The sequence below is a fragment of the Nonomuraea bangladeshensis genome (assembly GCF_039529455.1).
GTDB classification, from domain to species: domain Bacteria; phylum Actinomycetota; class Actinomycetes; order Streptosporangiales; family Streptosporangiaceae; genus Nonomuraea; species Nonomuraea bangladeshensis.
On the sequence record NZ_BAAAMV010000004.1, the window covers coordinates 85,990 to 99,506 of the forward strand.

Consider the following 13,517-nt stretch of genomic DNA (forward strand, 5'->3'; position numbering starts at 1 on the left):
TTACAAGAGCGACAGCGCACGACACGCTAATTTGGGGCACCCCGAAGCAGAGGAGAGGTCCGTGGGCAAGGTCGTCATGTACAGCTCGGTGTCGTTGGACGGCTTCGTCGCGGACGAGAACGACCAGCCCGGACCGCTGTTCGACTGGTTGTCCAGCGGTGACGTCCCGCTGGACGAGAGCGGCCAGCTGAAGGTGTCGCGGACCTCCTACGACTACACCCGGGCGTACTGGGACCAGATCGGCGTCACGATCGTCGGCCGCCACGTCTTCGACCTGACGGAGGGCTGGGGCGGCAAGCCGCCGAGCGGCATCGACCACGTGGTCGTCGTGACGCACCGGCCGCAGCCCGAAGGCTGGGACCCCGAGGCGCCGTTTCACTTCGCCGACGGCGTCGAGGCGGCCGTGGCCAAGGCGCGGGAGCTCGCGGGTGACCGCTTGATCGAGGTCGCCGCCGGCGACGTCGGTGGCCAGGTGCTGGCCGCGGGCCTGGTCGACGAGGTGCGCATGGACGTCGTGCCCGTCGTGTTCGGGTCCGGCAAGCGCTACTTCGGGTCGGTCCACGCGCAGCACCTGTTGGAGGACCCTGACGTGGTGATCCAGGGCAACCGGGTGCTTCACCTGCGCTGTCGGGTGCGCCGCTGACCCGTCTGAGCCAAGCGGCTGCAGTGCCGAGCTTCGCTGCGGGTCTGAGAGGCTTTCGGGGTGCAAATTGTGCTGCTTGGCGCGGTGGAGGTACTGGCCGCGGACGGGAGACCGATCGACATCGGCGGCATGCGGCTGCGAACGCTGCTGGCCAGGCTCGCGCTGGCGGCCGGTCGCCCAGTGAGCGCGGACGCGCTGATCACCGACTTGTGGGACGACGAGCCGCCGGCGGGCGCCACCAGCGCGCTGCAGGGGCTGGTGTCCCGGTTGCGCAGGGCATTGGGCGAGGCGGGGACGGTGGAGCTGGTGGCCGGCGGTTACCGGCTGCCGGTGGCTGCTCAGGACGTGGACGCGTACCGGTTCGAGGATCTGGCCGCGCAGGGTCGGCGCGAGCTGGCCGCGAACCGGCCCGAGGAGGCCGCCGCCGCGTTGCGCGCCGCCCTCGGCCTGTGGCGGGGGAGGGCGCTGGAGAACGTCCAGGAGGCCGCGTTCGCCCGTAACAGCGCCACCCGGCTGCACCACCTGCTCGCCGGGGCGGCCGAGGACCGTTTCGACGCCGAGCTGCGGCTCGGCCGGCACGCGGAGGTGCTGGCGGACCTCGGCGCGGCGGCTTCGGAGCATCCGCTGAGTGAACGGCTGGCCGAGCTGAGGATGCGGGCTTTGTCGGCGGCCGGACGCCAGTCGGACGCGCTCGCGGTCTACGAGGAGATCCGCGCCAGGCTGGGCGACGAGCTGGGCGTGGACCCCTCACGGGCGCTGGCGGAGGTTCATCTCGCCCTGCTGCGCGGGGAGCTGGACCGGCCGGTGGCGCGGGTGGAGGCCGAGCCGAGCCGCCTGCCCGCCCGGCTGACCAGGTTCTTCGGCCGGGAAGCCGAGCTGCGGCAGGTGGCGGAGCTGCTGGCAGAGGGGCGGCTGGTCACCGTCGTCGGCCCTGGCGGCGCCGGCAAGACGAGGTTGTCGCTGGAGGCCGCGTCGGAACTGCGCGAGCGCGTGTGGTTCGTGCCGCTGGCCGGCGTGAGCGAGCCGGGCCGGCTGGCCGACGCCGTCCTCGGCGTGCTCAGCTCCTCCGACAGCCGCCTCTACGACAACGGGCGGCTCCAGCAGGCCACCCCGCTCGACCGCATCGCGAACCTGCTCGACGCCGGCGGGGGCGTGCTTCTCCTCGACAACTGCGAGCACCTGGTCGAGGCCGCCGCCGACCTGGCCGAACAGCTGCTCGTACGGCTCCCGCACCTGAAGATCCTGGCCACCAGCAGGGAGGCCCTCGCGATCAACGGGGAGACGCTGTGCCACCTCGGGCCGCTCGACCTGCCCGCCGCCGACACCGACCCGGCCGAGGCCGGGCAGGCGGCGTCGGTACGGCTCTTCGCCGACCGCGCGAGTGGCGTCCGGCCCGGCTTCGCCCTCGACGAGACCACGGTGGACGACGTGGTGGAGATCTGCCGCAGGCTCGACGGCATGCCGCTGGCGCTCGAACTGGCGGCCGCGAAACTGCGCGTGATGAGCGTCAAGGACATCGTGCGGCGGCTCGACGACCGGTTCAGGCTGCTGACCTCGGGCAGCAGGACCGCGCTTCCGCGCCAGCGCACGCTGCTCGCCATGGTCGAGTGGAGCTGGGACCTGTTGGACGACGCGGAGCGGACGCTGGCCCGGCGGCTGTCGGCGTTCCCCGGCGGGGCGGACCTGCCGGCGCTGGAGGCGATCTGCGCCGACGACGCGCTTCCCGCCGTCGAGGTGCTGCAGGTGATCGGCTCGCTGGTGGAGAAGTCCATCGTTCAGGAGGTTTCCGGACGTTACCGCATGCTGGAGACCGTACGTGCCTACATGGCGGACCGGCTGGCCGAGTCGGGAGACGACGTCGCCCGGCGGCTGTCCGAATATTTCCTGACCTTCGCCGAGGAGCACGAGCCGCTGCTGCGCACCGGCGAGCAGCTCCGCGCGATCAGCGTGTTCGACGCTGAACACGACAACCTGATCCACGCGCTGCGATGGGCGCTCGCCGCCCGCGACGCGCTCACGACGTCGAGATTCGTGCGTGCGCTGTTCTGGTACTGGGGCATCAGGGGCATGAGCCGCCAGTTCGAGACGTACGTCACCGAAGTGCTGGCGTTCGGCGACGAGCTGCCGGCGGACGTGCGGGCGGCCTTCCAGGTGGTCCAGGGGGTGGGGATCGACGGGCGAGCGGATCGGCAGCCGCCCAGCCTGGACCGGCGGGCGCTGAGCTTCCATCCGGCGGTGCCGCTGTTCCGGCTGTCCCGGCTCGCCTCCACCGACCAGGGCCAGGCCGAGCTGGAGCACGCGCTGAACTCTCCTGACCCGTGGGTACGGGCCAGCGCGTTGTGGGCGCAGGACTTCGTCCGTACCCAGCAGGGGGACATGACCACCGGCGCGCAGGAGCGGCGGGAGGCGTTACGGGCCTTCGAGCAGGTCGGCGATCGCTGGGGGATGGTGATGGCCCTGCTGGCCATCAGCATGGACGAGGACGTCCGCGGCAACTACGAGCAGGCGATCGGGGCCGCCGAGCGGGCCGTGGTCATCAGCTCCGAGCTCGGCACGGAAGAGCATCTGGCCTGGTCCAAGGGACGGCTGGCGGCCGCCCGGGCCCGCAGCGGCGACCTGGACGGCGCCCTGCGGGACATCGAGGCCGGTCTGCGCCAGGCCAGAGAGCGCGGCCTGCGACGCCTGGAGACCACGCTCATGAACCATCAGGCGGCGGTGTTCCGCCGGTCGGGCGAGTACCGGCGGGCCCACCAGGTGCTGGACCGGCTGGAGACGCTCGCCCATCGCACGCCGCTGCCCGAGGACATCGTCCGGGGGCTGATCGCAGGTGAACGGGTGTCGCTCCTGCTGGCCGAGGGCGCGGCGGCGCGGGCGCGCGCGCTGCTCCCGCAGGCCGTGCAGGGCTCTTTCGCCTACGGGAACCCCGGCCAGCTCGCCACCGCGTGCGAGTGGCTGGGCAGGCTGCTCGCCCTGGAGGGCGACGCGAAGGGCGCGGCGGGCGCGCTGGGCATGAGCGAGAGGATCAAGGGGGTGCTCGATCACGGCGATCCCGAGATCCGCGCCGTGATCGGCGAGCTGGTCGGGCGACTGGGCGAGGACGGCTACCGCGCGGCCTATCGCGAGGGCGCCGACCTGCCCCGGCAGCAGGCGATCGACCGGCTGGCCGAGGTCCAGGGACAGGACCCGGGACCCCGGTGACCCGGCCGCTACGCGACCGCGGCCGCCACCAGGGCCAGGGCGGAGCCGGCGAACACCACGACGTTCCGGACGTTCTGCAGGACCCACACCCAGGCGGGGAAGCCCTTCTCCGCCGCCTTGAGCAGCGCCCGGACGTCGATGCGCTGCAACATGGGGTCGCCCTTGCGCTCGAAGGCGGCCTGGACGGACTTCGCCGCGGTCAGGTTGCTGTACACGATGAGGACGTTGCCGGCGAGCACGATCGACTGGAAGACCCAGGTCAGCGTCTCTCCCCAGGGGTTCGCCAGCAGATTGAGCGTGGCCACGACCAGCATGACGCCGGCGACGGTGAGGGGGACCGCCGTCTCGTGTCCGCTGGCGTCGAAGCTGAGCTTGTTCTCGGCCAGGACGGTGACGGGAACGCCCTGGCGACGCAGCTCCGCCTCGGCGTTCGCCTTCGCGCTGCCGCCGAAGCGGTGACGGACCAGCGGGATGCTCACGAAGGCCAGGGCGACGAGCAGTTGCAGGATCGCGGCGAAGGTCATCATGTCGGGTTCTCCTCAGCTACGGGTCAGGTGATCGGTGCTGAGGACGATGATGGTCAGCGGCGCTGACAGCGCGCAGATGCGCCGCTGACAGGGGGCGCGCAGCCGGTCGTCAGCGCGATCGCGCCTCAGCCGGGCTGCCAGCGGGCGATCTTCTTGCTCGTGAGGGTGGCGCCGATGCGCTGGTAGAAGCGGTGTGCCGCCGTGTTGGCCTCGGCGACCTCCCAGCGGATCACCTTGCCGCCCGCGGCTTCGGCTGCCGCCCGCATGAGCTGCTCGCCCACGCCGTGGCCCCGCTCGGCGGCGGTCACGTACAGGTCGTCCAGGTGGAGGTAGTCCTGCCCGGACCAGAAGCTGACGCGTTCCAGCCAGGAGACGTAGCCGACGGCCCGGCCGTCCCGCTCGGCGATCAGGTACGTGATCTCCGGACGGGCCAGCATCCGCTTCAGGTCGTCGACGCTCACCGTGACGCCCCAGGACTGGTCCTGGTGCTCGGCGAGGCCGTGGATGAGGTCGTACACGGTGGGGGCGTCGTCAGGGGTGGCTCGACGGATGGTGACCACAGTGGTCCTTTCGGATGGGGGACGAGGGGCCGTCCGGTCAGGCGTCCGGATCCCGTGGTCCGTGGAGGGCCTTGCGGAGCAGAGCGGTTAGCTGGTCCTGCTCGCGGGCGGTCAGATTGGCGGCGGCGGACCGGGCGAACTCGAAGGACTTCTCGAAGGCGGCGTAGAGGAGGGCGCCCTCCGGGGTCCGGACGATCTGCCGGGAGCGGCGGTCGTCGGGGTGAGGCTGACGGCGGACGAGGCCGCGCGCCTCCAGCCTGCTGATGATCTGCGTGACGTTGGACGCGTCGCAGCCGAGCTCGTCGGCCAGCTCCCGCATCCCGACCTGCCGGGCGAGCCGCCCGAGCACGCAGGCTTGGGCCACGCTCAGCCCGTGCTCCAGGGCGGCGTTCTCGTAGGCGCGATCGTAGGCGTCAACGAAGTCGAACATCGCCCGTTCGGCGTCCGTCGACGCGGTGACGGGCCCCGTCGGTATGGCCATGGCGCCATCCTAGCAAGAACTTGATGCACTCAAGTATCTGTGCCAAGCTACGTGCTTGATTGAATCAAGCATCTGGCGAAGGAGTGTCCTGACGATGGTCACCAGCAAGGGACGAGCACGAGAGTGGCACCTGACCCGACGGCCGCAGGCGCAGGCGTCAGCCGACGACTTCGCGCTGGTCGAAGCCCCGATCCCCGAGTTGCGGCCCGGCCAGGTCCTGATCCGCAACACCCACCTGTCGGTGGACCCGTACATGCGTGGCCGGATGGACGACCGCCCGTCCTACATCCCTCCGTTCCCGCTGAACGCGCCGCTGGAGGGCGCAGCGGTCGGCGTGGTCGCCGAGTCCCGCGCCGACGGCGTCAAGCCGGGCCAGGTGGTCGAGCACTTCCTGGGCCTGCGCGAGGCCACCGTGACCGACGCGGCCGGGATCGTCCCGCTCGACACCGGCGATCTGCCCGCCGAGGTCTTCCTCGGGGTGCTCGGTGTGACGGGCCTGACGGCGTGGCTGGGCATCACCCAGGTGGCGTCGGTACGACCCGGCGACACGGTGTTCGTCACGGGAGCGGCCGGAGCGGTCGGGAGCATCGCCGGTCAGCTCGCCAGGCTGCGCGGGGCCAAGCGGGTGATCGGCAGCGCGGGATCAGCCGCCAAGGTACGTCACCTGGTGGACGACCTCGGTTTCGACACCGCCTTCGACTACCACGACGGGCCGGCCGGTGAGCACCTCGCACAGGCCGCGCCGGACGGCATCGACGTGGTGTTCGACAACGTCGGCGGCGCCCAGCTGGAGGCCGCGATCGGCCACCTCGGGATCGGCGCCCGGCTGGCCCTGTGCGGGATGGCCAGCCAGTACGACGGCCGGGAGCCGTACGGCGTGCGGAACCTGTACGAGCTGGTCACCAAGCGGGCGACCGCGCGCGGATTCCTCGTCACCGACCACCAGGACCAGATGCCCGCCTTCCGCGCCGAGGTGGGCGCCTGGGTGCGCTCGGGCGAGATCGTCCACCGGCAGACGGTGCTGGACGGCATCGAGCGGGTGCCCGAAGCCCTGCTGGGCCTGCTGCACAGCGGGGCGGCCACGGTCGGCAAGGCCGTCGTCCGGCTCCAGGAGCAGGCATGACCCGCACGGTGCTGGTGACCGGGGCCCGGGGCAAGACAGGACGCGAGGTGGCCGCCCGGCTGCGCCGCTCCGGGATCCTCGTCCGCGCCGGGTCGTCGCAGCCCGTCGGGGCGCCGGCGACCGGGACCGATGGGGTCCGGTTCGACTGGCACGACCGGGTGACCTGGCGCGAGGCGGCCGCCGGCGCGGACGCGATCTACCTGATGCGCCCCGACCTTCCCGCCGCTCCCGAACTCGTCGCCGGCCTGGTCGAGGTGAATCCGGCCGCGCATGTCGTCCTGCTGTCGGAGCAGGGGGCCGAAACCCTCTCGCCGGACCATTGGACGCGCCGGGTCGAGGACGCGGTCGTCTCTCGGGCCGCTTCCTGGACACTGCTCCGCCCGTCGTGGTTCCACCAGGTTCTGACCGATCCGCGGTTCTATCGCGACGCCGTACGGGACGACCGCGTCCTGAGCCTGCCCTCGGGTGGTGCTCCGATCGCGTGGGTGGACGTACGCGACATCGCCGACGTCGCCGTGGCCGCACTCGACGCGCCGGAGGATCACCACGGCCGGGCGTACACGATCACCGGCCCGGAGGCGGTTCCGGTCGCGTCCGTCGCGCGGGAGCTCTCCGTGCGCCTGGGCCACCAGATCCGCGCCGAGGACCCGCCCCCGCGGGAGACCCTCCACGGCCTCGACCCCTGGACGGCGGACATCCTCGACGACCTCTACCAGCGCGTCCGACACGGCGGCTTCGGCGAACTCTCGGCGGCCGTGCGGCAGATCACCGGACGTGAGCCCACGCCGATACGCGAGTTCATCGAAGCCCACCTCGACCAGTGGAGGACGAGCCCGATGCCGGCCCCGTAGCCCAGGCGGGAGGTGGGCGGTTCCGCTGTCCCGGCACACCCACTCGGCGGCGGCGTCGGGCGAGTCCTATGAGGCGTTTTCGGCAGGGGCGTCCGCGTCGCCGCACAGCGCCTGCCGCTTCAGGGCCGACAGCGCGTCGTCGATGGGGTGGCGCTGCGGCGTGCCCGAAGAATCCATCTTGTTCCACCGTACGAGGTTCATCGCGACGGAGATCCCACGCCTGCCGTCGGCGCGGATCCAGGTCTCCGTCTGGGCGCCCCAGACCGTCCCGTCGTTGCCCCAGAAGGTGCCGCAACCCGGAATCTCGAGAACGTGGAGGCCGAGACCGTAGGAGATCTTCTGCCCGGACTGGCTGATGACCGGGCCGGTGCGCTGCATCTGGGCCAGCGACGACGGCTTGACGATCCGGCCGGCGAGCAGCTCGCCGAAGAAGCGGTTGAGGTCCCCCACGGTCGACACCAGCGAGGCCCCCACCCCCGTCCAGGACATGTCGTAGACGCTGTAGTCGCGCGGCGGGTCGATCAGGCCGAAGAACGCCTCGTACATCCGTGAATGCGGTCCCTTGATCCGCGGTCCCGTCGGGAACATGGTGTGCCGCAGGCCGGCGCGTTCGATGACGTTGCGGGTGATGTACTGCTCGGCGGTGGTGCCGGTCACCTTCTCCAGGAGTTCGCCGAGGATCAGGTAGTTGGTGTTGGCGTACACCCCTGGCGATGCTCCGGGCGTGCCGACGGCGGGGGCTTTGAGTCCCATCTCGATCAGCTCGCGCGGGGTGAACCGCCTGAACCGGTTGTCGTCCAGACTCTTGGGCGACATGTCCGGCAGAGAGGGAAACTTCTGGAGGGACGGAAACGCGACGCCGAGGTACTCGGATATGCCGCTGGTGTGGTTGAGCAGCATCCGCACCGTGATCTTCTTGCCGCGTTCGCCAGGAACCAGGCGCGGCAGATAGCGGCCGATGGGCGCGTCGAGCTCGACCCGCCCCTTCTCGACCTGCTGCAGGACCGCGGCGGCGACGAACGTCTTGGCGAGGCTGCCGACACGATGCAGCATGCCGGGCGCGACGGGACGGCCGGTCTTCAGATCGGCGACCCCGGAGGCGTCGCGCCACACCTGCCCGTCGGCGCGCACCTCGGCGAACAGACCGGGCATGCCCGCGCGGTGGACGTCGTCCAGAGCGGACTTCAGCCGCGCGGGCTCGACGCCGGCCGTCGAGCTCGTGGCGTCGGCCGGCACGAGTGCCGGCTGGCCGGAGGCGGGCACCGCGGTCACCGTGCCCGCGCCGACCCCCAGCACGGCCGCGCCGGCCCATGCCATCAGTTGCATCTTCACGCCGTTCGTCCTTTCGTCGTCCATGAAAGCGAGCGTGCTTTCCGCACCCCGGCCCCACTCGGCCGCCCGTGACGGTGGGAGCACCGTCCCCGGCCGGGGTGGAGTCGGATCGCGTACATGCCGGACATCGTGGCCCGCGACCAGGTCAGAGGTCGTCCTGCCTCGGAAGACACCTCTGCCTGGCACCGGGGGAGCAGGACTCCGCCGCGACTACATCGTGAGAAGTAGTGGTCCCTTACGCCGGTTCCTCGACCCGCTGGACGCCACACCTGCTTCTCCACGTAGACGCGGATCAGGCGCCGGTGGAACATCAAGACTCCGTAGGTCTGCTCGACGACCCATCGTTTTGGCTGGGGCACGAAGCCTTTGTCGGCGGGGTTGCGTCCCGGCACCTTCTCAGCGACGTCCCGGCCGGTCGTGGACGCTTGGGGTGTCCAGCACAACTGGATCCGCAGACTGGCGGTGACACTACAAATCCACACGATCACATAACGACATCACGGATGGAGGCTCACGTAGGCACTCTCAGGGCCTCGAGGGCGGCCAGGACGAGGTCGAGGCCGAAGGTGAACTCCTCCGCAGGGTCGTAGCCGGCAGCGGCGAGCACTGCGGCGGACTCGTTGAGGTAGGGGAACTCGTCAGGGGGAAGCTGGGGCAGGAAGACGTCCTCGGTCATGTCCGCGAGCTCTTTGGCGGTGCCGAACGGCAGGCTGGCTTCCTGCAGGGCGAAACCGTACACATAGCTGTCGAGCAACCAGTTGGCGTGCGTCGCCATCAAGACCGGGAAGCCAGCCTTCCGCAGGCAGGCGGTGACCGCTTCGCGGTGGCGGAGGTTCGCGGGCCCCGGCGATGTCCGCGACTCCATCAGGCCGATCGCCCACGGGTGGCGTGCGAGAACCTGTCGGGCGGATATCGCCCGACGTCGCATCGCTGACTGCCAGTCGGTCTCTTCAGGTGGGAGCTCGATCTCCTCGAACACGACGTCGATCATGGCGTCCAGCAACTCCTCCTTACTCGCCACGTAGTAGTAGAGCGACATCGCGCCCGCGCCGAGCGAGGCAGCCAGCCGGCGCATGCTCAGCTCGCCGACCCCCTCGCGGTCGGCGAGCCGGACCGCCTCGGCCACCACCCGCTTCTTGCTCAGCCCCGCATCTGACGCGACCTGGCGTCGTTCCCTTGCAGACAACGGGTCTCCTCGCTCCCTCGAACGGCTTGACAAGCGTTCAACGTGAGGTCATCGTACATCGTACGAGCGTAGTACGGCGTACGACGTACGGTGTACGAAAAGAGTCGTAGCTGGGACGTGAGGAGGTTTCTGTGGGAGTCGAACAGGGACCGAATGCCGGAGCACGCCTGGTGCCGGGCCACGCCACGGCATCGCCGGCAGGGACCCCGCTGGCACGGCGGCAGCGGTCGGGAAGAATGTCACCGCTCTCCGCCCCCGGCGACGAGGTGTTCGGCCAGAGCACCGCTGGAACGCTCGCGGAGTCCGCCTGCGTCCCGGCGGACAACCTCTTGTCCGCGCCCGCCAACCTGTCGGTCGTGGACGCGCCAGTATCGCGAACGTTCAACCGGGCCAGACGGTGCTGGTCACGGGCACGTCGGGTGCGTATGTACGCCCCAACCTGCCGCCACTCCGGCGGACGGACCGCTCCTCTCGAAAGAAGAACCGATGACCATCCGGACGAAAACCCCGAACCTGCTCGACACCCCGCCGGTCCCCGTGCAGGTCAAGCTCGCCGCCGCATGGACCAGCTTCATGTTCCTCTACATCTACGTCGACTACTTCCACCTTTACAAGCCCGGCACCGTCGGCAACATCCTGGCTGGCGTCGTCTTCGAGTTCGACATCAGCGCGACGTGGCTGACCGTCATGCTCGCGTCCGTGGCGATCCCGGCCCTGATGGTGATGCTCTCCATGACGCTGCCCGCCCGGGTGAACCGCGCCACGAACCTCGTCGTCGCATCGCTCTACATCCCCTACTCGGTGTTCAACGCGGTAGGGGAGTCCTGGGACTGGGCCCCCTTCTACGGCCTCTCCATCGGAATCGAGGTGCTGCTCCTGGCCTTCATCCTGCGCTCCGCCTGGACATGGCCTCGAACCCCCGCCGCCCCAGCCGGCCCCGCGACGACCGACCCTCGACAGTAGGTATCCGTGTAAGGCTCTACGGCATGAAGCCCGCCGCCGCGGACACCGGGCCGACCGTGACCAGCTCAGTCGCGGACGGATGTGATCCTGTCACGCTCCATCGGGCCCAGCGCCGGACCGCCGACGTGGAAGGTGGCCAGACGGCAGCACGATGGAACAGGATCCGGGTTATTCGCGTGCCATTTCTTTTTCCGGACCATAAACCACTGTCTTGCGGTCGGCCCGTAAAATAGCCGCTCAAAAACGCGGGTCATTCCCTATGGATATCTATGAAAGCTGTGGTTACGATCAAGCCGGAAGATCGACACCGAAGGAGGTAGCTTATGGGCCGCATCAAGAAGTTCGCCGTTTCGGCGGCCGCGGCGGCGGGGATCGCCGCCGCGACGACTCTCCTGTCACCGGCTGCGCCCGCTCAGGCGGCGACCTGCAGCACCGACGCCCAGATCGGCACTCCCGGCGGCACCGGCTGGGCCTTGTGCAGCGGCACCGGAGTGACTCAGACGCGGGTCGTGCTCTTCTGCCAGGCCAGCAGTGGCGCCTACACCACGGTGTACGGCCCCTGGGTTGCCAATTCCGTTAAATCAAATGCTAAATGCAGTGGCACCTCGTGGCCGATCTCGGTCGGATATCAGAATCTCTGAGCCGCCGCAAGCTCATTCGGTCGCGGTGTAATTCCGGGTCGATCGCCGGCCGGGCCGGCGGCTTTCCTTTTCAGCGCGCTCGTGGTCGGTGCAGCCGGTCCAGCGGAACCGCGGGATCGGCCAGCGCGCTCCGGTCCACCGGGGAGCCGGCCAGGACGAGGGCCTTGAGCTGGTCGCCCTGGTCCCAGATGTTGACGTTCATCGCCGCGAGCACCGTGTCGTCGTCGCGCAGCCAGAAGGCGAGGAACTCCCGCGTGGCCACATCCCCACGGATGACGACATCGTGGGGAACGCCGGGCGGGACGTGGCCGAGGTACTCCATGCCCAGGTCGTACTGGTCGGTGTAGAAGTAGGGCGGCTCATCGTAGACGGCCTCGCGGCCGAGCATGGCGCGGGCGGCGACGGCGGGCTGGTTGAGTGCGTTGGCCCAGTGCTCGACGCGGACGTGCCGGCCCAGACGGGGGTGGTAGGCGTTGGCGACGTCACCGGCGGCGAAGATGTCGGGGTCGCTGGTGCGCAGGTCGGCGGTGGTCTTGATGCCGTTGTCGATCGTCAGGCCCGCGGCGGCGGCCAGTTCGGTGTCGGGGACGGCGCCGATGCCGGCCACCACGGCGTCCGCTTCGAGGTGGGTGCCGTCGGCCAGGCGTACGCCGGTCTCGGTGATCTCGGCGAGGCGGGCGCCGAGCCGCAGGTCGACCCCGTGCTCGCGGTGCAGGGCCGTGAAGACGGCGCCGATCTCGGGGCCGAGGGCGCCGAGCAGCGGCTGCCGCTCCTGCTCGATCACGGTGACCTCGACGCCGGCCGCGCGGGCCGCGGCGGCGGTCTCCAGGCCGATCCAGCCCGCGCCGACGACGGCGATGCGCCCGGCGGCGGAGAGCGTGGCGCGCAGCCGGTCGCAGTCGTCCACGGTACGCAGGTACAGCACGTTCCCGCGGTCGTGGCCGGGCACGGTGAGGCGGCGTGGGGTGGCGCCGGTGGCCAGCAGGAGCTTGTCGTAGCGGAGGCGTTCGCCGCCGGAGAGCGTCACCTGGTGGGCGGCCGGGTCGATGCCCGTGACCGACACTCCGGTGCGCAGGTCCACGGCGTGGTCGCGGTACCAGTCCGCGTCGTGCACGAAGATCTTCTGTCGTTCGTCGCCGCCCTGCAGGTAGCCCTTCGACAGCGGGGGCCGCTCGTAGGGCAGGTGCGGCTCGCGTCCGGCGAGGACGATCGCGCCGTCGAAGCCCTCCGCGCGCAGGGCCTCGGCGGCCTTGGCCGCGGCGAGTCCGCCTCCGGCGATCACAAAAGTGGCCGGCATCGTCGATCTCCTGTCCGTTCGTTCGGCAACGCGTGGGTGTGGGGGAGGCCCGGCTCAGTGGACCCCGGACAGCGCGAAGAACTCCTGCCGGGAGCGCGCGTCCTCGCGCAGCAGCCCCTGCAGGGCGGAGGTCACCGTACGTGACCCGCGCACGCGTACGCCGCGCATCGACATGCACAGGTGCTCGGCCTCGATCACCACGCCGACCCCCTTGGGCTCCAGGTGCTGCTGCAGCCAGTCGGCCACCTGCTTGGTCAGCCGCTCCTGCACCTGCAGGTCGCGGGCGAACAGCTCGACGACGCGGGCCAGCTTCGACAGTCCCAGGATGCGGTCACCGGGCAGGTAGCCCACGTGCGCCACGCCCTGGAACGGCAGCAGATGGTGCTCGCACAACGACTGCACCGGGATGTCGCGGGCCAGCACGAGCTCGTCGTATCCCTCCTCGTTGGGGAAGGTCGTCAGGTTGAACTCGCGCGGCGCCAGCAGCTCGGCGTACGCGTGCGCGACCCGCCTGGGCGTGTCGGCCAGGTGCTCGGACTCGGCGTCCCGGCCCAGCGCGGTCAGCAGGTCGGCCACCGCCCGTTGCGCGGCCTCGACGTCCACGCCGGCGCCACCGCGGACCACCCGCAGGCGCCGCTGCTGCTGGTCGGGCTGGTCGGGAGCCGTGAGGGTCTCGCTCATGCCGCCCGCCCGTCGTACGCGTCCCGCATCACGC

Annotated in this window: 13 protein-coding genes; 6 read left to right on the forward strand and 7 right to left on the reverse strand. The window is 70.5% G+C overall.

Annotation, left to right across the window (positions count from 1 at the left end):
• The first annotated feature begins 61 nt into the window (after positions 1-61).
• Both ABD292_RS12150 and ABD292_RS12155 read left to right on the forward strand, forming a co-directional pair.
• Entirely contained in the window at positions 62-643 is a 582-nt protein-coding gene (locus ABD292_RS12150; protein ID WP_344207229.1) for a dihydrofolate reductase family protein, read from the forward strand.
• A gap of 69 nt (positions 644-712) precedes the next feature.
• On the forward strand, positions 713-3,841 hold the full coding sequence (locus tag ABD292_RS12155; protein WP_344207230.1) for an ATP-binding protein: 3,129 nt from the start codon (positions 713-715) through the stop codon (positions 3,839-3,841).
• An 8-nt stretch (positions 3,842-3,849) separates the two neighbouring features.
• On the opposite strand, the gene ABD292_RS12160 is transcribed toward ABD292_RS12155, so the two are convergent.
• The 3 genes from ABD292_RS12160 to ABD292_RS12170 all read right to left on the reverse strand — a co-directional run bounded on the left by ABD292_RS12160 (position 3,850) and on the right by ABD292_RS12170 (position 5,409).
• Entirely contained in the window at positions 3,850-4,368 is a 519-nt protein-coding gene (locus tag ABD292_RS12160) for a hypothetical protein (RefSeq protein ID WP_344207231.1), read from the reverse strand.
• A 125-nt stretch (positions 4,369-4,493) separates the two neighbouring features.
• A complete protein-coding gene (locus ABD292_RS12165) occupies positions 4,494-4,928 on the reverse strand; it encodes a GNAT family N-acetyltransferase (protein ID WP_344207232.1) in 435 nt (144 codons plus the stop codon).
• 37 nt (positions 4,929-4,965) lie between these two features.
• Positions 4,966-5,409 (reverse strand): MarR family winged helix-turn-helix transcriptional regulator, encoded by a 444-nt coding sequence (locus ABD292_RS12170; RefSeq protein ID WP_344207233.1) that lies wholly within the window; start codon positions 5,407-5,409, stop codon positions 4,966-4,968.
• A 94-nt stretch (positions 5,410-5,503) separates the two neighbouring features.
• On the opposite strand from ABD292_RS12170, the gene ABD292_RS12175 reads away from it, so the two are divergent.
• Entirely contained in the window at positions 5,504-6,532 is a 1,029-nt protein-coding gene (locus ABD292_RS12175; protein WP_344207234.1) for an NADP-dependent oxidoreductase, read from the forward strand.
• Positions 6,529-7,383, forward strand: coding sequence for an NAD(P)H-binding protein (locus ABD292_RS12180; RefSeq protein ID WP_344207235.1), 855 nt, complete (start codon positions 6,529-6,531; stop codon positions 7,381-7,383). The genes ABD292_RS12175 and ABD292_RS12180 overlap by 4 nt, the downstream gene beginning before the upstream one ends.
• A 66-nt stretch (positions 7,384-7,449) precedes the next feature.
• Here ABD292_RS12180 and ABD292_RS12185 read toward each other — a convergent pair whose 3' ends face one another.
• The gene (locus tag ABD292_RS12185) at positions 7,450-8,739 is read right to left on the reverse strand and encodes a serine hydrolase domain-containing protein (protein WP_344207236.1); all 1,290 of its coding nucleotides are present in this window, start codon (positions 8,737-8,739) and stop codon (positions 7,450-7,452) included.
• Between the two features lie 487 nt (positions 8,740-9,226).
• Positions 9,227-9,841, reverse strand: coding sequence for a TetR/AcrR family transcriptional regulator (locus ABD292_RS12190; protein WP_344207237.1), 615 nt, complete (start codon positions 9,839-9,841; stop codon positions 9,227-9,229).
• Between the two features lie 546 nt (positions 9,842-10,387).
• Here ABD292_RS12190 and ABD292_RS12195 point away from each other — a divergent pair.
• Both ABD292_RS12195 and ABD292_RS12200 read left to right on the forward strand, forming a co-directional pair.
• A complete protein-coding gene (locus tag ABD292_RS12195) occupies positions 10,388-10,864 on the forward strand; it encodes a DUF6326 family protein (RefSeq protein ID WP_344207238.1) in 477 nt (158 codons plus the stop codon).
• 323 nt (positions 10,865-11,187) lie between these two features.
• Positions 11,188-11,505 carry a hypothetical protein gene (locus tag ABD292_RS12200; protein WP_344207239.1) on the forward strand — a complete coding sequence of 106 codons (318 nt, stop codon included), beginning with the start codon at positions 11,188-11,190 and terminating at the stop codon, positions 11,503-11,505.
• A gap of 70 nt (positions 11,506-11,575) precedes the next feature.
• Here ABD292_RS12200 and ABD292_RS12205 read toward each other — a convergent pair whose 3' ends face one another.
• Positions 11,576-12,802, reverse strand: coding sequence for an NAD(P)/FAD-dependent oxidoreductase (locus ABD292_RS12205; RefSeq protein WP_344207240.1), 1,227 nt, complete (start codon positions 12,800-12,802; stop codon positions 11,576-11,578).
• Between the two features lie 54 nt (positions 12,803-12,856).
• The gene (gene folE, locus ABD292_RS12210; protein ID WP_344207241.1) at positions 12,857-13,483 is read right to left on the reverse strand and encodes a GTP cyclohydrolase I FolE; all 627 of its coding nucleotides are present in this window, start codon (positions 13,481-13,483) and stop codon (positions 12,857-12,859) included.
• Positions 13,484-13,517 lie beyond the last annotated feature (34 nt).

Coding starts and splice junctions, on each gene's coding strand:
- ABD292_RS12160 (WP_344207231.1), bottom strand. CDS start 4,368: ATGATGACCTTCGCCGCGATCCTGCAACTGCTCGTCGCCCTGGCCTTC.
- ABD292_RS12170 (WP_344207233.1), bottom strand. CDS start 5,409: ATGGCCATACCGACGGGGCCCGTCACCGCGTCGACGGACGCCGAACGG.
- ABD292_RS12175 (WP_344207234.1), top strand. CDS start 5,504: ATGGTCACCAGCAAGGGACGAGCACGAGAGTGGCACCTGACCCGACGG.
- ABD292_RS12180 (WP_344207235.1), top strand. CDS start 6,529: ATGACCCGCACGGTGCTGGTGACCGGGGCCCGGGGCAAGACAGGACGC.
- ABD292_RS12185 (WP_344207236.1), bottom strand. CDS start 8,739: ATGGACGACGAAAGGACGAACGGCGTGAAGATGCAACTGATGGCATGG.
- ABD292_RS12195 (WP_344207238.1), top strand. CDS start 10,388: ATGACCATCCGGACGAAAACCCCGAACCTGCTCGACACCCCGCCGGTC.
- ABD292_RS12200 (WP_344207239.1), top strand. CDS start 11,188: ATGGGCCGCATCAAGAAGTTCGCCGTTTCGGCGGCCGCGGCGGCGGGG.
- ABD292_RS12205 (WP_344207240.1), bottom strand. CDS start 12,802: ATGCCGGCCACTTTTGTGATCGCCGGAGGCGGACTCGCCGCGGCCAAG.
- folE (WP_344207241.1), bottom strand. CDS start 13,483: ATGAGCGAGACCCTCACGGCTCCCGACCAGCCCGACCAGCAGCAGCGG.